General features: G+C 66.1%; 20 protein-coding genes and 1 tRNA gene. 10 read left to right on the top strand and 11 right to left on the bottom strand.

Annotation, left to right across the window (positions count from 1 at the left end; translation table 11 throughout):
• Positions 1 to 11: 11 nt before the first annotated feature.
• Both ACJMKX_RS05640 and putA read left to right on the top strand, forming a co-directional pair.
• Positions 12 to 398, top strand: a complete 387-nt coding sequence (locus ACJMKX_RS05640; RefSeq protein ID WP_405222278.1) for an RNA-binding S4 domain-containing protein — start codon at positions 12 to 14, stop codon at positions 396 to 398.
• Positions 399 to 454: 56 nt separating this feature from the next.
• A complete protein-coding gene (putA, locus tag ACJMKX_RS05635) occupies positions 455 to 3,628 on the top strand; it encodes a bifunctional proline dehydrogenase/L-glutamate gamma-semialdehyde dehydrogenase PutA (protein WP_405222276.1) in 3,174 nt (1,057 codons plus the stop codon).
• A 123-nt stretch (positions 3,629 to 3,751) separates the two neighbouring features.
• Here the strand turns inward: putA and ACJMKX_RS05630 are convergent, their stop codons facing one another.
• The 8 genes from ACJMKX_RS05630 to ACJMKX_RS05595 are packed head-to-tail and all read right to left on the bottom strand — an operon-like array spanning position 3,752 to position 10,593.
• Positions 3,752 to 4,303, bottom strand: a complete 552-nt coding sequence (locus ACJMKX_RS05630; protein ID WP_405222274.1) for a SixA phosphatase family protein — start codon at positions 4,301 to 4,303, stop codon at positions 3,752 to 3,754.
• Positions 4,300 to 4,851 carry a putative Fe-S cluster assembly protein SufT gene (gene sufT / locus ACJMKX_RS05625; protein ID WP_405223772.1) on the bottom strand — a complete coding sequence of 184 codons (552 nt, stop codon included), beginning with the start codon at positions 4,849 to 4,851 and terminating at the stop codon, positions 4,300 to 4,302. Before sufT ends, ACJMKX_RS05630 begins: the two co-directional genes overlap by 4 nt.
• Entirely contained in the window at positions 4,851 to 5,309 is a 459-nt protein-coding gene (gene sufU, locus ACJMKX_RS05620; protein ID WP_405222271.1) for a Fe-S cluster assembly sulfur transfer protein SufU, read from the bottom strand. Before sufU ends, sufT begins: the two co-directional genes overlap by 1 nt.
• Before the next feature lie 2 nt (positions 5,310 to 5,311).
• Complete coding sequence (locus ACJMKX_RS05615; RefSeq protein ID WP_405222268.1) at positions 5,312 to 6,571, bottom strand: cysteine desulfurase; 1,260 nt, start codon at positions 6,569 to 6,571, stop codon at positions 5,312 to 5,314.
• The gene (sufD, locus tag ACJMKX_RS05610) at positions 6,568 to 7,881 is read right to left on the bottom strand and encodes a Fe-S cluster assembly protein SufD (protein ID WP_405222265.1); all 1,314 of its coding nucleotides are present in this window, start codon (positions 7,879 to 7,881) and stop codon (positions 6,568 to 6,570) included. The genes ACJMKX_RS05615 and sufD overlap by 4 nt, the downstream gene beginning before the upstream one ends.
• Positions 7,878 to 8,639 (bottom strand): Fe-S cluster assembly ATPase SufC, encoded by a 762-nt coding sequence (gene sufC, locus ACJMKX_RS05605; RefSeq protein WP_405222262.1) that lies wholly within the window; start codon positions 8,637 to 8,639, stop codon positions 7,878 to 7,880. Before sufC ends, sufD begins: the two co-directional genes overlap by 4 nt.
• A gap of 12 nt (positions 8,640 to 8,651) precedes the next feature.
• Positions 8,652 to 10,100 carry a Fe-S cluster assembly protein SufB gene (gene sufB / locus ACJMKX_RS05600; RefSeq protein ID WP_405222260.1) on the bottom strand — a complete coding sequence of 483 codons (1,449 nt, stop codon included), beginning with the start codon at positions 10,098 to 10,100 and terminating at the stop codon, positions 8,652 to 8,654.
• Positions 10,101 to 10,107: 7 nt separating this feature from the next.
• The gene (locus ACJMKX_RS05595; protein WP_405222257.1) at positions 10,108 to 10,593 is read right to left on the bottom strand and encodes an SUF system Fe-S cluster assembly regulator; all 486 of its coding nucleotides are present in this window, start codon (positions 10,591 to 10,593) and stop codon (positions 10,108 to 10,110) included.
• A 217-nt stretch (positions 10,594 to 10,810) separates the two neighbouring features.
• Here ACJMKX_RS05595 and ACJMKX_RS05590 point away from each other — a divergent pair, with 217 nt between their 5' ends.
• From ACJMKX_RS05590 to ACJMKX_RS05570, 5 genes are read left to right on the top strand one after another with little or no spacing between them, the layout of a single operon-like run.
• Complete coding sequence (locus ACJMKX_RS05590; RefSeq protein WP_405222255.1) at positions 10,811 to 11,626, top strand: ABC transporter ATP-binding protein; 816 nt, start codon at positions 10,811 to 10,813, stop codon at positions 11,624 to 11,626.
• Positions 11,592 to 12,395: a lipid asymmetry maintenance ABC transporter permease subunit MlaE gene (mlaE, locus tag ACJMKX_RS05585; RefSeq protein ID WP_405222252.1), complete on the top strand. Its 804-nt coding sequence runs from the start codon at positions 11,592 to 11,594 to the stop codon at positions 12,393 to 12,395. The genes ACJMKX_RS05590 and mlaE overlap by 35 nt, the downstream gene beginning before the upstream one ends.
• Positions 12,396 to 12,408: 13 nt before the next feature.
• A complete protein-coding gene (mlaD, locus tag ACJMKX_RS05580) occupies positions 12,409 to 12,879 on the top strand; it encodes an outer membrane lipid asymmetry maintenance protein MlaD (protein WP_405222249.1) in 471 nt (156 codons plus the stop codon).
• Positions 12,876 to 13,532, top strand: coding sequence for an MlaC/ttg2D family ABC transporter substrate-binding protein (locus ACJMKX_RS05575; protein ID WP_405222246.1), 657 nt, complete (start codon positions 12,876 to 12,878; stop codon positions 13,530 to 13,532). Before mlaD ends, ACJMKX_RS05575 begins: the two co-directional genes overlap by 4 nt.
• Positions 13,529 to 13,888, top strand: a complete 360-nt coding sequence (locus tag ACJMKX_RS05570; RefSeq protein WP_405222244.1) for an STAS domain-containing protein — start codon at positions 13,529 to 13,531, stop codon at positions 13,886 to 13,888. The genes ACJMKX_RS05575 and ACJMKX_RS05570 overlap by 4 nt, the downstream gene beginning before the upstream one ends.
• Before the next feature lie 35 nt (positions 13,889 to 13,923).
• Here the strand turns inward: ACJMKX_RS05570 and ACJMKX_RS05565 are convergent, their stop codons facing one another.
• The 3 genes from ACJMKX_RS05565 to ACJMKX_RS05555 all read right to left on the bottom strand — a co-directional run bounded on the left by ACJMKX_RS05565 (position 13,924) and on the right by ACJMKX_RS05555 (position 16,588).
• Entirely contained in the window at positions 13,924 to 15,390 is a 1,467-nt protein-coding gene (locus ACJMKX_RS05565) for a M48 family metalloprotease (protein WP_405222241.1), read from the bottom strand.
• Positions 15,391 to 15,539: 149 nt separating this feature from the next.
• Positions 15,540 to 16,010, bottom strand: a complete 471-nt coding sequence (locus ACJMKX_RS05560; RefSeq protein ID WP_405222238.1) for a peroxiredoxin — start codon at positions 16,008 to 16,010, stop codon at positions 15,540 to 15,542.
• Positions 16,011 to 16,057: 47 nt separating this feature from the next.
• A complete protein-coding gene (locus ACJMKX_RS05555) occupies positions 16,058 to 16,588 on the bottom strand; it encodes a glycine cleavage system protein R (protein WP_405222235.1) in 531 nt (176 codons plus the stop codon).
• 153 nt (positions 16,589 to 16,741) lie between these two features.
• Here ACJMKX_RS05555 and dapA point away from each other — a divergent pair, with 153 nt between their 5' ends.
• The 3 genes from dapA (at position 16,742) to ACJMKX_RS05540 (ending at position 18,067) form a co-directional block, all read left to right on the top strand.
• Complete coding sequence (gene dapA, locus ACJMKX_RS05550) at positions 16,742 to 17,638, top strand: 4-hydroxy-tetrahydrodipicolinate synthase (RefSeq protein ID WP_405222232.1); 897 nt, start codon at positions 16,742 to 16,744, stop codon at positions 17,636 to 17,638.
• Positions 17,635 to 17,919 (top strand): hypothetical protein, encoded by a 285-nt coding sequence (locus ACJMKX_RS05545; protein WP_405222229.1) that lies wholly within the window; start codon positions 17,635 to 17,637, stop codon positions 17,917 to 17,919. Before dapA ends, ACJMKX_RS05545 begins: the two co-directional genes overlap by 4 nt.
• A gap of 57 nt (positions 17,920 to 17,976) precedes the next feature.
• Positions 17,977 to 18,067, top strand: a tRNA-Ser gene (locus tag ACJMKX_RS05540).
• The last annotated feature ends 84 nt before the right edge of the window (positions 18,068 to 18,151 follow it).

The raw sequence follows: 18,151 nt of genomic DNA, 5'->3' as shown, positions 1-18,151 counted from the left end.
ACAATGCGGGCATGAGTGAAGACGCGTTGCGCATCGACAAGTGGCTCTGGCACACCCGATTCTTCAAGACCCGCGGGCTCGCTGCGAAAGCTGTCGCGGGCGGGCACGTGCACGTGAACGGCGAACGGGTGAAGGCGTCGCGCGTGGTCCGGGTCGGCGATCGGTTGGAGATCACCCGGGACCGGCTGACCTGGCGGCTGACCGTGCTGACGCTGCCCCCGCGCCGCGGTCCCGCCCGTGAAGCCGAAGGCTGCTACCATGAGGAAGCGGGGAGCCGGCGGGAGCGCGAGGCGCTGATCGAGACGCTGCGCCAGGATCGTCGCGCCATGCCGCGCACGGACGGCCGGCCGGACAAGCACACGCGGCGCGAGCTGCGCCGACTGAATCGCAAAGCCTGAACCGGTCGCCGGGACGAAGGCCGCGCACGAGCGAAGGGCGTTATCGCCAACAGGACATGAACAGGGAAACCGCAACGGGCGCCGGCCGGCGTCTTCCGGACCAGTCGGCCGCGCCGTCTCCGCTGGATCGGGCCATCAACGAGCGCTACCTCGTCGACGAGTCGAGGGCGATGGCGGAGCTGCTGGAGCGTGCCGACGCCGGGCAGGGGTTGCGTGAGCGGGTGCGCGAGACGGCAGTCGAGCTCGTGGCGCGGGTGCGGGAGGCGGAGCGCCGCCTCGGCGGGCTGGACGCCTTCCTGCACAAGTACGATCTGTCGTCCCAGGAAGGCGTGGTGCTGATGTGTATCGCTGAGGCGTTGTTGCGCATCCCGGATGCCGATACCGCAGACCGGCTCATCGCCGACAAGCTGACCTCGGGTCGGTGGGAGGAGCACCTCGGCAGCAGCGAGTCACTGTTCGTCAACGCCTCGACCTGGGGGCTGATGCTGACCGGTCGGCTCATGCGGCTCGACGAGGCCACCATCCGCAACCCGGCAAAGTTCCTCGGCAAGCTGACCGGCAAGGCGGGCGAGCCCGTGGTGCGTCAGGCGATGCGCCAGGCCATGAAGATCATGGGTCATCAGTTCGTGATGGGCTGGGATATCGGCGAGGCCCTGGAGCGGGCCGGCGAGGGCGGCAACCGGCGCTACCGCTATTCCTACGACATGCTCGGCGAGGCAGCGCTCACGGCGGAGGATGCCGAGCGCTACTTCCGGGCCTATGCCGGCGCCATCAAGGCGATCGGCGGTGCGGCCGGCGACGATGTCATCGCGGCGCCGGGCATCTCGGTGAAACTCTCGGCCCTGCATCCCCGCTACGAGTTCACGCATCGGGCGCGGCTGCTGGACGAACTGGTGCCACGGCTGGCCCGACTGACCGAGATGGCGCGGGACGCGGGGATACCGCTTACGGTGGATGCGGAGGAGGCGGACCGGCTGGAGATCTCGCTGGAGGTTTTCGAGGCGGTCGCCGCTAGCACCTCGGCGGCCGGCTACGACGGCCTGGGCCTCGCCGTGCAGGCGTACCAGAAACGGGCGCTGTCGGTGATCCGCTGGCTGGCGGAGCTGGCCGGTCGCACCGGCCGTCGCATCCCGGTGCGTCTGGTGAAAGGGGCGTACTGGGACACGGAGATCAAGCGCGCCCAGGAACAGGGGCTCGAGGGCTATCCCGTGTTCACCCGCAAGGCCAACACCGACGTCTCGTTCCTCGCCTGCGCCCGCGAGCTGCTGGATGCCGGCGAGCGGCTTTATCCGCAGTTCGCCACCCATAACGCGCATACACTGGCGAGCATCCTGCACCTGGCGGGACAGCGGCGGGACTACGAGTTCCAGCGGCTGCACGGCATGGGCGAGGAGCTCTACGAACAGGTGGTCGACCCGGAACGCTACGACAGGCCCTGCCGCGTGTACGCGCCGGTGGGCAGCCACGAGGACCTGCTGCCGTACCTGGTGCGCCGGCTGCTCGAGAACGGCGCCAATACCTCCTTCGTCAACCGCATCGTCGACGAGGAGGCGCCGGTGGAGGAGATCGTGGCGGATCCGGTCGAGGCAGTGCGGCGTCTGGAGTCGTATCCCCATCCGCGCATCCCGCTGCCGGCCGCCATCTACGGTGAGGAGCGGCGGAATTCCCGCGGGCTGAACCTCGCGGACCGGGCCTTCCTGAGCGGCTGGCTGGAGCGGATGCAGAAGGCCCTGGACGGCAGTCACCACGCGCGCCCGCGGGTTGCCGGCCGCGCGCTTTCCGGGCGGCCAGCGGAGTCGCGCAATCCGGCGCGCTCCGGCGAGGTGGTGGGTGTCGTCGAGTATGCGGATGCCGACGTGGTGGACCGGGCCCTCGGAGTCGCGTCGGAGGCCTGGTACGACTGGAACGCGACCGATGCCGCGACGCGCGCGAACATCCTGCGGCGTGCTGCGGATCTCTACGAGGAAGAGGCGCCGGCCCTGATGGCGCTGTGCGTGGCCGAGGCGGGCAAGAGCATCGGCGACTCCCTGGGAGAGGTCCGCGAGGCAGTGGACTTCCTGCGCTATTACGCGGCCCGTGCGGAGGCACTGTTCGGGGCACCGCTGCCGATGGCGGGACCGACCGGCGAACGCAACGAACTCCGGCTGCAGGGCAGGGGAATCTTCGTCTGCATCAGCCCGTGGAACTTCCCGCTGGCGATCTTCACGGGGCAGGTGGCGGCGGCGCTCGCGGCCGGCAATACGGTACTCGCGAAGCCGGCCGAGCAGACCTCTTTGATTGCGGCGCGGGCCGTCGACATCCTGCACCGGGCCGGCGTGCCGGGCGAGGTGTTGAACTTTCTGCCTGGCGAAGGCGGGGAGGTGGGTGCCGCGGCCGTGGCCGACCCGCGCGTGGCCGGGGTGGCCTTCACCGGCTCCACGGAGACGGCGCGGCTGATCAACCGCACGCTGGCAGAGCGGCCCGGCCCGATCGCGGCGTTCATCGCAGAGACCGGTGGCCAGAACACAATGCTGGTCGACAGTTCGGCCCTGCCGGAACAGGTGGTCAAGGATGCGGTGTATTCCGGCTACAACAGCGCAGGTCAGCGCTGCTCTGCGCTGCGCATCCTGTGCGTGCAGCGGGATATCGCGCCGCGGGTGATCGAGCTGCTGACGGGCCACATGGACGAGCTCAGAGTGGGTGATCCCGGCCTGATGAGTACCGACGTGGGGCCGGTCATCGATGCCGGAGCCCAGGAGATGCTGGAGCGCCATGTGGCCGACCTGGGCGCAAAGTCGTCTCTGGTGCACCGCACGCAGCTTGGCGAGGGGACGGCGGACGGCACATTCGTGGCGCCGACGGCCATCGAGATCGAGAGTATCGACCAGCTCGGTCGCGAGGTCTTCGGGCCCGTCGTGCATATCTATCGCTATCGTGCGCGGGATCTGCGCAAGACGGTCGAGGCGATCAACGCTACGGGTTACGGACTGACCATGGGCGTGCACAGCCGCATCGACCGGCGGGCGCGGGACATCGCCGCCTGGGCCCAGGTGGGGAACCTGTACATCAATCGAAATATGATCGGTGCCGTGGTGGGCGCACAGCCGTTCGGCGGTCAGGGTCTGTCGGGGACCGGCCCGAAGGCCGGCGGACCGCATTATCTGCTGCGCTTCGCCACCGAATGCAGCCTCAGCAACAACACCGCAGCGGTAGGCGGCAACGCAACCCTGCTCTCACTCACCACCGATTAGTAGGAGGTGCCGGACCGAACTTTTCCAACTTATTTCACTTTTCGGATCGCGGCGAAGCCTCGGCAAGGGGCCGAAACTGAATAAGTTCAGAAAGTTGGAAAAGTTCGGTCCGGCACCTAATCGCTAATCGGTGCGGTCGTGGATTCTCTTTGGGTAGTCGTAGGCGACCAGGCGGAACCCGGCAGTGAAGAACTCCCGCCAGTCCTTTGCTTCGGCGGCCACGGTGACGAAGCCGGCCGTGACCAGGTTGTCGGTGAGGCCCGGCAGCAGCCTGTTCACCAGGTCGGTGAGCCCGGGGTTGTGTGCGCAGATCAGCAGGTGGTTGAAGCTCCCGTCTTGGCGCCCGATTACCTCCACAAGCGTCCCCGCACTGGCGAGGTACAGGTCGGCATCCCTCTGCAGGAACTCGCGCGGATAGCCGATCACCCGGGCGACTGCCTTCGCAGTGGCCCACGCCCGTTTGGCGGGACTGCTGACGATCAGCGACGGCCGGACGCCGGCCGCCTGGAGGCGGCGTCCCATGTCGGGAGCATCCCCGCGGCCCCGGCTGCTGAGCGGCCGGTCGAAGTCGGAGACGGAGTCGTCCTTCCAGCTCGACTTCGCGTGACGCAACAGCGTCAGCGTCTTCTCCCGGTCTCCCGGCGGCTGCGAGGGATGGCCGCGCTGCTCGGTCACATCATGCCCGTCTGCAGCCGCGCCTCGTCGCTCATCATCGACTGGTTCCAGGGCGGATCGAACACCAGCTCCACCTGCACTTCTGCCACCGTCGGGATGACCGACACCTTCTCGCGCACGTCCTCGACGAGGATGTCGCCCATACCGCAGCCGGGCGCAGTCAGCGTCATATCGATGTCCACCCGTCGCTCGCCCTTGCCGAGACTGCTGATCTCACAGCGGTAGATCAGCCCCAGATCGGCGATGTTCACCGGGATCTCCGGGTCGTAGCAGGTCTTCAGCTGAGACCAGATCACGGCTTCCAGTTCCTCGTCGGTGGCATCGTCGGGCACCTCCGGCGGCGGCACCGGCTCCTTGCCCAACGCATCCGCATCGGCGCCGGCGATGCGGAACAGGTTGCCTTCCAGGAAGATGGTGAAACTGCCGCCAAGTGCCTGCGTGATGTGGGCCGTGGCGCCCTCGCGCAGCGTCACCTCTTCGCCCATGGGAATGATCACTGCCCGCACGTCGCGGGTGAGGGTGACCGGTTCGCTGTTGTGCCCGAACATCATGATTCAGTGCTCACCTTTCCGTCGTGTCTCGTCAATGCCGCGCGCAGCGCATGCCAGGCCAGGCTCGCGCATTTTACCCGGGACGGAAAATCCCGCACCCCGGCCAGCGCCTCCAGCTTGCCGAGTCCCGCGCCGGCGTCCTCGCCGCGGAGCATCGCCTGGATACCGTCCGCCGCGTCCAGTGCCTCGGCCTCGGAGTGGCCCGATACCGTCTCGGTCAGTAGCGATGCGGAGGCTATCGAGATGGCGCAGCCACTGCCCTCGAATGCGGCGTCCCGGACTTCGCCGTCCTCGACGCAGAAGTAGAGATGCAACTTGTCCCCGCACAGCGGATTCACTCCTTCCGCCTCGTGGGTATAGTGCTCCGGTCGCCCGAAGTGGCGCGGGCGTCGGGCATGGTCCAGGATCAGCTCCCGGTACAGCTCACGCAGTTGCCCGGCCGAGGGTTCCGCCACGGTCAGCCTCCGAAGATCTCTTTCGCGCGTCCCAGCGCCGCCACCAGCCGGTCCACGTCTTCCCGGTTGTTATAGAGGCCGAGCGAGGCTCGTGCCGTACCCGGCAGGTCGTAGCGCTCCATCACAGGCATGGCGCAGTGATGGCCCGTGCGGATGGCGACGCCGAGCTGGTCCAGGATGGTGCCGAGGTCGTGGGGATGGATGTCGTCCAGCATGAACGAGACCACGCCCACCTTGTGGGGCGCCGTGCCGATGATGCGCAGCCCTTCCACGGTGGCCAGCTGCTGGTTCAGATAGGCCAGCAGCTCGGTCTCGTAGCGGGCGATCTCCGCCGGCCCGACGCCAGCCAGGTAATCCACCGCCGCACCGAGGCCGATGGCACCGGAGATGTTCGGCGTGCCGGCCTCGAATTTATACGGCAGCTCGTTCCAGGTGCTGCCTTCGAAGGAGACGGTGAGGATCATGTCTCCACCACCCTGCCAGGGAGGCATCTCCTCCAGCAGCGCCTCCCGACCGTACAGCACACCGATCCCGGTGGGCGCATACATCTTGTGTCCGGAGAAGGCGAAGAAGTCGCAGCCGAGATCCTGCACGTCCACGGGCCCGTGGGGCACCGCCTGGGCGCCGTCCACCAGCGTCACGATGCCGCGCTCCCGGGCCAGCGCGATGATCTCCCGCGCCGGTGTGATAGTGCCGAGGGCATTCGACGTATGGGAGAAGGCGATAAGCTTCGTGCGCTCGCTGATCAGCGCCTTCAGCGCCTCGATGTCCACTGCGCCGGCGTCGTCGATGGGGGCGACTCGCAGCACCGCGCCGGAGCGCTCGCAGAGCATCTGCCAGGGGACGATGTTGGCGTGATGCTCCAGCCAGGTGATCAGGATCTCGTCGCCGGCGCCGATATTCTCCGCGGCCCAGCTGTTCGCCACCAGGTTGATGGCCTCGGTGGTGCCGCGGGTGAAGACGATCTCCGAGGTGGCGGCGGCGTTGATGAAGCGCCGCACCTTCTCCCGCGCGCCCTCGTAGGCCTCTGTTGCCCGGTGGCTCAGCGTATGGACTCCGCGGTGCACGTTGGCGTGGTCGTGCTTGTCGTAGTATTCCACCGCCTCTATCACAGGCAGCGGGCGCTGGGAGGAGGCGGCACTGTCCAGGTAGGTCAACGGCTGACCGTTCACCTGCTGGAACAGGATCGGGAAGTCCGACCGGCGGGCTTCGACGGCTGCAGTGGCGAGATCGCCCGCTATCTGATTTTCCTGAGCACTCACAGTAACGACTCCAGTTCGTCGAATTCAGGCAGTCCGCCAACCAGCATGCGCTCCATCCGCCGCGCCAGTGCAGGGGAATCGGTGCGGCCGAGCAGCTCGCGCAGGAAGGCGAAGATGAGCAGGTGCCGGGCGCTCTCCGTGTCGATGCCGCGGGAGCGCAGATAGAACAGCGCGGTCTCGTCCAGCTGGCCGACCGTGGCGCCGTGGCTGCACTTCACGTCGTCGGCGTAGATTTCCAGCTCCGGCTTGGTGTCGACTTCCGCCTTGTCCGAGAGCAGCAGATTGCGGTTGGACTGCGCCGCGTCCGTGCCGTCGGCACCGGGGTGCACCATCACCTTGCCGTTGAACACGGCGCGACTCCGGTCTTTGAGCACGCCACGGTAATCCTCGGTGCTGACCGTGTCCGGCGCTTCGTGGTCGATGCGGGTGTGGTTGTCCACGTGCTGATCGCCGCCCGTCACGTAGATCCCGTTCAGGTTGACGGTGGCTTCCCTGTCGGTCAGGCGCACCATCGTATCGTGACGCACCAGCCGGCCGCCCAGGTCGAGACTGTGGCAGTCCAGTCTGGCCCGCGCCGCCAGACTGGCATGCAGGCGGCTCACCTGGAAGCTCTGCAATGGCTGCTGCTGGAGCCTGAAGTGCTCGATGCGCGAGGCTTCGTGCTGGACGATGTCGGTGACCACGTTGGTGAAGCGCCGGGCGTCCGCGTCGCCTGCATAGTGTTCGACGATCGTCGCGCGGGCGTGGGCGCCGGCCTCGACCACGATGCGCGGGCTGGCCACGGCGCTCGCCTCACCGGTGACCACGAACACGAGATAGAGCGGCCGATCCAGCACGGCAGTGTCGTCCAGGGACAGCCGCAGGCCGTCGGTGAGGAGCGCGCCGTTCAGCGCGGTCATCGCGTCTGCGGAGGCGCCGGCGGCACTCTGCGGCGGCAGCCCCGTCTTCAGCAGCGGCTCCACGGAGACGCCTTCCGGCAGCGCGTCCGGCAGGGAGTCGGCGTCCAGGCGTCCGTCGACGAACACCACGGAGTGAGCGTCGAACTCGCCGAGTACCTCCCGCGCCAGCGCCGCCGCCCGGCGCTCCGCGCTCTCGCCCGGGGCCTCGGCGGTGCCAGCCAGCCAGTCGTCGCTGAGATCCGCCAGCGGTGCCAGGCTGGTGTACTTCCAGTCCTCTTGGCGAACGTGGGGGAAGCCCGCGTCCAGAAAGCGCTGCAGGCTCGCCTCGCGGAACCGGGCGAGCCAGTCGGGCCCCGGCCGGGCCTCGACCGCCTGCCGCAGCCGCGTCTCGTCGAGGGACGGTGCCTTCATGCGTTCGCCGCCTCGCGCAGCCAGTCGTAGCCGCGCTCCTCGAGTTCCAGCGCCAGGTTCTTGTCGCCGGAGCGCACGATGCGGCCGCGGGACAGAACGTGCACCGCGTCGGGCTCGATGTAGTCGAGCAGACGCTGGTAGTGGGTCACCATCACGATCGCCCGATCCGGCGTACGCAGGGAATTCACGCCTCCCGCCACGACCTTCAGCGCGTCGATGTCGAGGCCCGAGTCGGTTTCGTCGAGCAGACACAGCGTCGGCTCCAGCACGGCCATCTGCAGAATCTCGTTGCGCTTCTTCTCGCCGCCGGAGAAGCCCTCGTTCACGCCCCGGTTCAGAAAGCTCTGGTCCATCTGCATGAGGCTCATCTTCGAGCGCACCAGCTTCAGGAAGTCGATGGCGTCCACTTCCGACTCGCCACGGGCCTTGCGCACCGAATTCAGTGCAGCCTTGAGCAGGTAGGCGTTATTCACGCCAGGGATCTCCACGGGATACTGGAAGGCCAGGAAGACGCCTTCGCGGGCGCGCTCCTCGGGTTCCATCTCCAGCAGGTCGCGGCCGCGGAAGCGCACTTCGCCGGCCGTGACCTCGTAGTCGTCCCGGCCAGCCAGCACGTGGGCCAGCGTGCTCTTGCCCGAGCCGTTCGGACCCATGATGGCGTGCACCTCGCCGGCGTTCACCGTCAGGTCCAGACCGCGGAGGATTTCGGTGCCCTCGACGGTGGCGTGCAGATTCCTGATTTCGAGTAAGGGTTCCATGTAGTGTCCTTATCAGCCCACGGCGCCTTCGAGGCTCACGTTCAGCAGAGCCTGTGCCTCGACGGCGAATTCCATGGGCAGTTCCTTGAAGACTTCCTTGCAGAAGCCGTTGACGATGAGATTGACGGCATCTTCCTCGGAGATACCGCGCTGGCGGCAATAGAACAGCTGGTCCTCGCCGATCTTCGACGTGGTCGCCTCGTGTTCCACCTGCGCCGAGGGGTTTTTCACCTCCACGTAGGGGAAGGTGTGCGCGCCGCATTCCTTCCCGATCAGCAGCGAGTCGCACTGAGTGTAGTTACGCGCCCTGTGGGCGCCCGGCATCACCCGCACCAGTCCGCGGTAGGCCTGCTGGGCCCGGCCGGCGGAGATGCCCTTGGAGACGATGGTGCTCGAAGTGTCCTTGCCGATGTGGATCATCTTCGTGCCGGTGTCGGCCTGCTGCAGATTGTTGGTGACCGCCACCGAGTAGAACTCGCCCACCGAACGGTCGCCCCGCAGGATGCAGCTCGGATACTTCCAGGTGATGGCCGAGCCGGTCTCCACCTGGGTCCAGGAGATCTTGGAATCATCGCCGCGGCAATCGCCCCGCTTGGTGACGAAGTTGTAGATGCCGCCTCTGCCTTCCTCGTCGCCGGGATACCAGTTCTGCACTGTGGAGTACTTGATCTCGGCGTCCTTCATGGCGACGAGCTCCACCACGGCCGCATGCAGCTGGTTCTCGTCCCGCATGGGGGCCGTGCAGCCCTCGAGGTAGCTCACGTGGCTGCCTTCTTCGGCGACGATCAGCGTGCGCTCGAACTGACCGGTATTGGCCGCGTTGATGCGGAAATAAGTGGACAGCTCCATGGGGCAGCGCACGCCCTTCGGCACGTAGACGAAGCTGCCGTCCGTGAAGACCGCGGAGTTCAGTGCCGCGAAGAAATTGTCCCGCCGCGGCACCACGCTGCCGAGATACTTGCGGACCAGTTCCGGATGCTCGCGGATGGCTTCCGAGAACGAGCAGAAGATGACGCCGGCCTCCGAGAGCTTCTCCTTGAACGTGGTCGTGACCGAGACGCTGTCAAACACGGCATCGACGGCCACGCCGGCGAGGCGCGCCCGCTCGTGCAGCGGGATGCCGAGCTTGTCGTAGGTCTCGAGCAGCTTCGGATCCACCTCGTCCAGGCTCTGCGGCCGGTCCGCGTCGGACTTCGGCGCCGAGAAATAGGAGATGGCCTGGAAGTCGATGGGCGGATGCTGCACGTGCGCCCAGCTCGGCTCGCGCATCTTCAGCCAGTGCCGGTACGCCTGCAGGCGCCACTCCAGCATCCACTCGGGCTCGTCTTTCTTCGCCGAGATCATGGCGATGACGTCCTCGGACAGGCCCGGCGGCACGGTGTCCGCGGCGATGTCCGTGTAGAAGCCGTGGCGGTACTTGCTCTTAACCAGTGTCTCTACTTCGGTGCTCTTGGTAGCCATAGTGCGCTCAGTGTGTGTCCGTTTTGTCTTGCCGGCCGATGGGCGCGATGGTCGCGGGCATCGGCACGAGCGTGAATGTGGGGATCGTGGGGCGTGATTTCTGCAACTCTGTCAGGCTGATACCCGCCAGGGCGGCGCGGATCTGCCGGTTGATCTGCTGCCAGGAGCTGCCCACGCTGCAGTTCTCTTCCAGCTCGCAGCTCGACTCCTGCCCGCTGCACTCGGTGATGGCCAGCGGGCCTTCCAGGGCGTCTATGATCTGGGCCGCGCTGATGTCTTCCGGCGCCTGCGCCAGGCGGTAGCCGCCGTTCGCGCCGCGCTCGGAGGCCACCAGGCCCGCGCGGGCGAGCTGTTTCAGCAGTTTGCTGACGGTGGGGGCGCCCAGCCCGGTCGCCGCGGCGATCTCGCTGGCACTCTGCAGACGCTGGTCGTCGTCCGCCAGGTGCGCGAGCACCACGGTCCCGTAATCGGTGAGTTTCGAGATTCTCAGCATCGCGGTTCTCTCGATTGACGGAGCGGGCTGACACCGATCAGAAGATCGGGGCCGAAGCCCCTCCTGCACGTTATAGGGGACCATTTTAGTACTAATTGGTTTCCGGTGCCAGATCGGAGGCAGATTCCGGACGGCCCGGGGCAGGGTATTTTGCTATGCTCTGCCGCTTGCGCGAGGGCCCGCCCGGGCCCGGCGCACCGGCGGTACAAGGACGGAGATGGCCCAGAAGACACAAAATATGGTCGAGATCCGCGGCCTCTGCTATTCGCGCGGCCAGCGCCAGATATTCGACCATCTGGATATCGACATCAAACGAGGCAAGGTCACCGCCGTCATGGGCCCCAGCGGTACCGGCAAGACCACGCTGCTGCGTCTGATCACGGGCCAGCTCGTGCCCGACCGGGGCACGATCATCGTCGATGGCGAGGACGTCTCGAAACTCAACCGGGGCGGCATCTACCGGATGCGCAAGAAGATCGGCATGCTGTTCCAGAACGGTGCGCTGCTCACGGATTACTCGGTGTTCGAGAACGTGGCCTTCCCGCTGCGCGAGCACACCGATCTGCCGGACCGCCTGATCCGCCACATCGTGCTCACCAAGCTGCATGCCGTCGGGCTGCGCGGCGCAGCCACCCTCATGCCGTCCGAACTCTCCGGAGGCATGGAGCGGCGGGTGGCACTGGCGCGGGCCATGGTCATGGACCCGGAGATCCTCATCTACGACGAGCCCTTCGTGGGACTGGACCCGATCTCGATGGGTGTGATCGTGCGCCTCGTGCGGCGCATGAACGACATCCTCGGCATCTCCAGCATCGTGGTCAGTCACGACGTGCAGGAGATCAGCACCGTGGCCGACGTGAGCTACCTGATCTCGGACGGCAAGGTGGTGGCGTCGGGCAGCCCGGAAGAGCTGAGCGGCGCGCCCTCGGAACTGGTCAAGCAGTTCATGCACGGCATGGCGGACGGCCCGGTGCCGTTCCATTACCCGGCACCGGACTATGCGGAGCAGCTCCTCGGCCGCGAGGGCGACTGACGCTGTGTTGCGGGAGCTCCTCTACGCCCTGGCCGGCTTCCTGCGGACCTTCGGTCAGCTGCAGCTGTTTTTCCTGCGCCTGGTGGCAGCGACCCCGCGGGCGATCTGGCGCCGTTTCCCGCTCGTCGTGCAGCAGGTCCACAATACTGGCGCGCTGTCGCTGCCCATCATCATTACCTCCGCCTTCTTCGTGGGCGGTGTCCTGGGCCTGCAGGGTTACGACAACCTGTCGCGGTTCGGCTCCGAGGACGCGCTCGGCGTGTTCGTTGCGCTCTCGCTCATGAAGGAACTCGGCCCCGTGGTGACCGCGCTGCTGTTCTCCGGCCGGGCCGGTACGGCGCTCGCGTCGGAGATCGGCCTCATGCGGGCCACGGACCAGCTCTCGGCCATGGAGATGATGGCCGTGGACCCCATCCGGCGGGTCGTGATGCCCCGCTTCCTCGGCGGCGTCATCGCCATGCCGCTGCTCGCCGGCATCTTCAGTGCGGTGGGCATCTTCGGCGCCTACATGGTGGGCGTCGTGCTGATGGGGGTTGATATCGGCGCCTTCTGGGCGCAGATGAGGGAGAGTGTGGAGCTGGCCGACATCATGGAGGGCGTGGTCAAGAGCGTCGTCTTCGGTGTGGCGGCCAGTCTGCTGGCCGTGTTCGAGGGTTACAATGCCCTGCCGACAGCGGAAGGGGTCGGCAGGGCGACGACGCGCACGGTGGTCATTTCCTCCATCGCCGTGCTCGTGCTCGATTTCATGATCACCGCCGCCTTGATGTGAAGGTACAGCACTTATGCAACAGACGAGAGCCGTAGAAATCAGCACCGGGTTGTTCGTGTTCCTGGGCTTCGCCGCGCTGTTCTTTCTGATCACGCAGACGACCACCATCGGCGGTTACGTGCAGGACGACAGCTACGAGGTGACGGCCCGGTTCCAGAATGTGGGCAGTCTGAAGGTGCGTTCGCCGGTGAGTATGGCCGGCGTCACCATCGGGCGTGTAAGCTCGATCGAGTTCGACCCCCGGCGCCTGGACGCCGTCGTGACCATGCGGATAGAGAACCGCTACGACCAGATACCGGAGGATTCCGACGCCAGCATCCTCACCGCGGGATTGCTCGGCAGTCAGTACATCGGGCTTCAGCCCGGCGGCTCGGAAATGTACCTGGAGGACGGCAGCGAGGTGCTGTTCACCCAGTCCGCGGTGGTGTTGGAGAATCTGATCGGGAAATTCCTGGTGAATATGGGTTCGGGAGGCGACGAATGAGAATGCGGATGACGACCCTGGCGCTGCTGGGGGTGTTGCTGAGCCTGCCGGGCGTCGCCCGGACCGAAGATCCCACCGCAGTGATCGAGACCGCGGTGGACGAACTCTCCGCAGCGCTCGAGGGCCGCAAGCTGGAGCTGTCGGAGGACCGGCAGGAGCTGTACGAGGTGATAGACGGCATCCTGCTGCCGCGCTTCGACCGCCGTTACGCCTCGCAGCTCGTGCTGGGACGTTACTGGCGCACGGCCAGCGAGGAACAGCAGCAGCGGTTCATCCGGGCCTTCTACCGGGCACTGCTCGAGCGCTACGCCGACGGCGTGCTGGAGTTCGACGAGGAGCGCATCGAGGTGCTGCCCTTCCGCGGCGATGCTGAGGAGCGACGCACCACGGTTCGCACCCAGGTCAAGCTGGACGACGGTACCGAAGTGCCGGTGAACTACGGCCTGGTGAAGCGTGACGACGGCTGGAAGGTCTATGACGTGACCGTCGAGGGCATTTCCTACGTGCGCAATTTCCGCACCGAGCTCAACGCGGAGATCGCCAGCAAGGGACTGGAAGCCGTCATTCAGCGCCTGGAGCGTGAAGCGGATTTGCCGGGAGGCGCGGACGGAGAGTCCGATTCCGCTGATTCGGAAGGCGCGAGCGAGGCGTGAGCCAGCGCTGGGAGTTCCGTGACCTGGGCGAGGGTCGATTCGCGCTGGAGGGCGAGATGACCTTCGCGACGGCGGCCGCGATACTGCGGGAGAGCATCGAGCACTTCGCCGACCACACGATGCTGGAAGTCGACCTGGGCGGCGTCACGAAGACCGACAGCGCCGGCCTGGCCCTGCTGCTGGAGTGGATTACCTGGGCGAATCACAGCGTGCGTGAGATTCACTTCCGCCGGATACCGGAGAAGGTTACCAACATCGCCCAGACCAGCGATGTTGAAGAACTGCTGAGCGCGGGCGAGCGCTGGGTGGGATTCATCGAGGACCGGGGGGGCGAAGAGGGCGCCGCGCCGCCCTGAATCTCCGTCCGCGGTCCGGCGCCGGCCAATAATCGTCAGCCGATCCCCGGGTTCCGGCCGGGATCGTTCCGTGCCACCTCCCTGAGCTGCTCCTCGCTCAGGTATTCCTTGATGAAATCGATACGCGCCTCGAAGCGCGCGCGCTGGATCGGCTCCGTCTCCGGCAGCTCCAGAGCCCGTGACAGGAAGCTCACCGCCCGCACGAGGTCGCCGATCATGATGTTGTACTCGGACAGGTAGTAATGGGCCTCGGCCGTCTCTCCGGCCGCAATGGCGGCGCGTGCGATCAGCCGCACCTGTTCCGGCGTGGGCGGCGTGTTGTTCAGCAGGTCCAGCAGCATGTCGTGGGCCATGCCGCCGCGGCCCAGCTGCAGCAGGGTCTCGGCATAGCTGATCACCAGTGGCACGTTGCGCGGGAATAGCTCGCGGGCGTTCGCATACGTGGACAGCGAGGCCATCTCGTTGTCGTTCGCCATCTGCGCCTCGGCCAGGCCGATGTGATAGGCGATCACGTCCTCGTTGCGGTCGATCAGCTGCTCGAAGATGCGCTGGGCCTCAGCCGGTCGATCCATACGCAGCAGCACCAGCGCCTCGCCGTAGAGTGCGGCGTCGCCCGGCGGCGCGGATTCGCGGAAGTAGGTAAGGGCATTATCGGGTGAGGTACGACCCTTCGCGATGATCCGTGCCTTGCTCAGGCCGTACCCCATCGTCTCCTCGACGTCGACCACGCTCAGCGCGGCCGCCCGGGCGCGGGTCTCGGCGATGCGGGCGCTGGACACCGGGTGGGTGCGGAGGAACTCCGGGACGCTGCTCGCGAACGGTCCCGCCCGACGGCCGATGGTGGCGAAGAAGTCGGGCATGCCCTGGGGATCGAAGCCGGCGGCGGCCATCGTGGCTACGCCGACCCGGTCCGCCTCGTATTCGTTGCGTCGGGTGAAGTCGATGCGGTTCTGCGCCATCATCCCCTGGGCGCCCATGATGGCACCCTGGGTTGCGTCACCGCCGCCATCCGCGGCCATGCCCACGAGGATGGCGCCCAGCATGGTGGCCAGCGTGATGATATTGGCGCGGGAGTTGTTGTAGATGGAGCGCGCGATGTGGCGCTGGGTCACGTGAGCGATCTCGTGGGCCAGCACACCGGCCAGCTCGCTCTCGTCCTCCGTCGCCTCTATCAGTCCCGTATGCACGCCGATGAAGCCGCCGGGCAGAGCGAACGCGTTGATGCTCGAGTCGTCGACGACGAAGAACTTGAAATCCTGCTCGCCATCGTTCGCATGTGCGACCAGGCGGTGGCCGATCGCCTCGATATATTCGGTGATCTGGGGGTCGTCGACCACCGTGCCCCGACGCCTGAGCTCGCGCATGATCGCGCGGCCTATGCGGGCCTCCTCCGACTTGGGCAGCATGGCATTGGCCGGACTGCCGATGTCGGGCAAATCGTCGGCCGCCAGCAGCGGGCCGCCGCTCGCGAGTATCGCAGCGAGCGGCGCGATCAGCAGCACTGTCCTGGCAGCCAGAACGGCCCGTCTTCGAAGGTCAGCCAACATGGGGGTTAGGACAATGACCGGCATATTGCGTTCCCATTATACGCCGGCCGTCCGCATCCGACCGTCAGGAAGTGTCAGCGAAACGTCCGGCCGGGGCCACGGCGTCAGGCCAGCTCTTTCGCCGCCTCGAGTACTTCCTCGGCGTGGCCCTTCACCCTGACCTTGCGCCATTCCCGCCGCAGCTTGCCCTTGTCGTCGATCAGGAATGTGCTGCGCTCGATGCCCATGACCTTGCGCCCGTACATGTTCTTCTCCTTGATCACGTCGAACTGTCGGCAGACGTTCTCGTCGGCATCGGACAGCAGATCGAAGGGAAACTCGTGCTTGGCCCGGAATTTCTCGTGGGAGGCGATCGAGTCACGGGAGACGCCCAGGATTATCGTGTTTGCCCGCTTGAATTTGCCGTGCAGATCGCGGAAATCCTGGCCCTCGGTGGTGCACCCGGGTGTGGAGTCCTTCGGGTAGAAGTACAACACGACGTTCTTGCCGCGCAGGTCCTTCAGGCGGACCGTCTTGTCCCCCGTCGCGGGCAGCTTGAAGTCCTTGACTACCTTGCCGATCTCGGGTGCGCTCATCGGGGTCTCTCCTCCTGCAATGGAATCCGTGCCGGACCGCGCCGGCGTCAGGCTTTCACCGGTTCGAGTATCGCGTCCAGATTGTACTGGTCGCACATCTCCATGAATTCTTCGCGAAGCTGGGCGATGTGGATGCGCTCGGGCACGCTGATGTTCATCTGCACCGAGAACATCGGCGCGCCGGTGTGGGCTGCCGCGTAACTGCGGGTGCTGAGTTCGGCGATGTCGATGCCCCGGCTGGAGAAGAAGCGGGCGATATTGAACACCACCCCCTGCTGGTCGAGGCAGACCACATCGACGGCGTAGGGCAGGCTGTCCCGCTTTTCCATCCGCTCCCGGGTCTGGCGCAGGGTGGCGTTGATGCCGTGTTGCTTCTCGAGCTTGCCGAGTTCGGTCTCCAGCCGGTTCACGGTATGCCAGTTGCCGGAGACCAGCAGCAGCATGGCGAATTCCTGGCCGAGGGTGCTCATGCGGCTCTCGATGATGTTGCCGCCGCACTCCAGGATGGTCTCCGTCAGGTCCTGAACCACACCCGTTCGGTCGTTTCCGATAGCTGAAATAACAATAAGTTGCGACATTTTTCTCGAATAGATTTTGCGTCTGGTGCGGCTGGCTGGTCGCCGCAGTGTACTGTGATTGTAGCGGCGTGCAAGCAATTGATTTGCCGCGCACTCTTGCCGCGGACCGGGCCCGGCCAGTACCATCGCCGGCTTGTTCACGCGGAGTAGTTCATGATCCGGGGCAGCCTGGTCGCGCTCGCGACGCCATTCACCGATGCCGACGAGGTCGACTATGCGGCGCTCGAACGCCTGATCGATTTCCATTGCGATGCGGGAACGGACGGGCTGGTGATCGCCGGCACGACGGGCGAGTCTGCCACGCTCCTGAAAGAGGAGCACGCCAAGCTGGTGCGCCGCTCCGTGGAGCTCGCGGACGGGCGCGTCCGGATACTGGCCGGCACCGGCTCCAACTCCACCCGCCAGACCCTGGCGCTGTCGGAGGCAGTCGACGGGTCCGGCATAGACGGCTTCCTGATGGTCGTCCCGTACTACAACAAGCCGACCCAGGAGGGTATGTTTCGGCATTTCTCGACCGTGGCGGATGCGGTGAGCCAACCGGTGATGCTCTATAACGTACCCGGCCGGACGTCCTCGGACCTGCTGCCGGAAACGGTGGCCAGGCTGGCGGCGCATGAGCGCATCTTCGGCATCAAGGACGCTACCGGCGACGTTCGCCGCCTGCAGGCCATGCAGGCGGTCTGCCCCGCGGATTTCCGCTACTTCAGCGGCGACGACTTCACCAGCGCGGATTTCCTGCTCGGCGGTGGTCACGGCGTGGTGTCGGTGACGGCGAACGTGGCGCCGGCCCTGATGGCGGAGCTGTGCCGTGCGGCCGCGGACGGCGACGAGGCGACGGTGCGCGAGATCGATGCGCGCCTGCAGCCGGTGAACAAGGCCATGTTCCTGGAGTCGAACCCTATCCCGGTGAAGTGGGCCCTGCATCGCATGGGCTTTATGGGAATGGGTATCCGGCTGCCGCTCACGCCGCTGGACGCGCGCTTTCGGCAACCGGTGGACGAGGCACTCAACGACGCCGGCATCATGCTGGGCGCGGAGACGAACGGATGAAACGACTGATCCTCTGGCCGGCGACCGCAATGCTGCTGAGCGGCTGTTTCGGGCTCGGCCTGGGCGGCGATGACTGCAGCGAGACCAAGCCCTACCAGGAGAGCCGGCTCACGGATCCGCTCAAGGTGCCGGAAGGCCTGAGCGGCCTGGACCAGCGTCGCGACCTGGAAGTGCCGGTAGCCTCGACGCCTCCCGGAGCCGGGGAGGGCCGCTGCCTGCAAGAGCCTCCGCCGTTCTCGCAGCGAATGGCCGATACTCGCGACGACGACGAGGAAGATTGAACTGGCGGGGCCGCTGCAGTAATCTGCGCGCCCGCTTCAGCGCGGGACGAGAATTCCGGAGAGGTGGCCGAGTGGTCGAAGGCGCATGATTGGAATTCATGTATAGGGTAACCCCCTATCGAGGGTTCGAATCCCTCCCTCTCCGCCAAGTTCAATAGTAAAGCCATTGAAATATATGGTTTTTTCTTACTAACTGATCGATTTATCCCCCAATTTATCCCCCACTTGATTT

The organism is Lentisalinibacter sediminis, assembly GCF_040706615.1.
GTDB classification, from domain to species: Bacteria; Pseudomonadota; Gammaproteobacteria; order Steroidobacterales; family Woeseiaceae; genus Lentisalinibacter; species Lentisalinibacter sediminis.
The sequence above is the reverse complement of the archived record's forward strand: the minus strand, read 5'-3'. Positions and strand labels throughout refer to the sequence as shown.

Excerpts from the sequence above, each read along its gene's own strand:
- sufC (WP_405222262.1), bottom strand. The coding sequence starts at position 8,639 with ATGGAACCCTTACTCGAAATCAGGAATCTGCACGCCACCGTCGAGGGC.
- sufT (WP_405223772.1), bottom strand. The coding sequence starts at position 4,851 with ATGTTCGGGCACAACAGCGAACCGGTCACCCTCACCCGCGACGTGCGG.
- ACJMKX_RS05595 (WP_405222257.1), bottom strand. The coding sequence starts at position 10,593 with ATGCTGAGAATCTCGAAACTCACCGATTACGGGACCGTGGTGCTCGCG.
- sufB (WP_405222260.1), bottom strand. The coding sequence starts at position 10,100 with ATGGCTACCAAGAGCACCGAAGTAGAGACACTGGTTAAGAGCAAGTAC.
- sufD (WP_405222265.1), bottom strand. The coding sequence starts at position 7,881 with ATGAAGGCACCGTCCCTCGACGAGACGCGGCTGCGGCAGGCGGTCGAG.
- ACJMKX_RS05545 (WP_405222229.1), top strand. The coding sequence starts at position 17,635 with ATGAAACGACTGATCCTCTGGCCGGCGACCGCAATGCTGCTGAGCGGC.
- ACJMKX_RS05590 (WP_405222255.1), top strand. The coding sequence starts at position 10,811 with ATGGCCCAGAAGACACAAAATATGGTCGAGATCCGCGGCCTCTGCTAT.
- putA (WP_405222276.1), top strand. The coding sequence starts at position 455 with ATGAACAGGGAAACCGCAACGGGCGCCGGCCGGCGTCTTCCGGACCAG.
- ACJMKX_RS05560 (WP_405222238.1), bottom strand. The coding sequence starts at position 16,010 with ATGAGCGCACCCGAGATCGGCAAGGTAGTCAAGGACTTCAAGCTGCCC.
- dapA (WP_405222232.1), top strand. The coding sequence starts at position 16,742 with ATGATCCGGGGCAGCCTGGTCGCGCTCGCGACGCCATTCACCGATGCC.
- ACJMKX_RS05555 (WP_405222235.1), bottom strand. The coding sequence starts at position 16,588 with ATGTCGCAACTTATTGTTATTTCAGCTATCGGAAACGACCGAACGGGT.
- ACJMKX_RS05640 (WP_405222278.1), top strand. The coding sequence starts at position 12 with ATGAGTGAAGACGCGTTGCGCATCGACAAGTGGCTCTGGCACACCCGA.
- mlaD (WP_405222249.1), top strand. The coding sequence starts at position 12,409 with ATGCAACAGACGAGAGCCGTAGAAATCAGCACCGGGTTGTTCGTGTTC.
- ACJMKX_RS05575 (WP_405222246.1), top strand. The coding sequence starts at position 12,876 with ATGAGAATGCGGATGACGACCCTGGCGCTGCTGGGGGTGTTGCTGAGC.
- mlaE (WP_405222252.1), top strand. The coding sequence starts at position 11,592 with ATGCGGAGCAGCTCCTCGGCCGCGAGGGCGACTGACGCTGTGTTGCGG.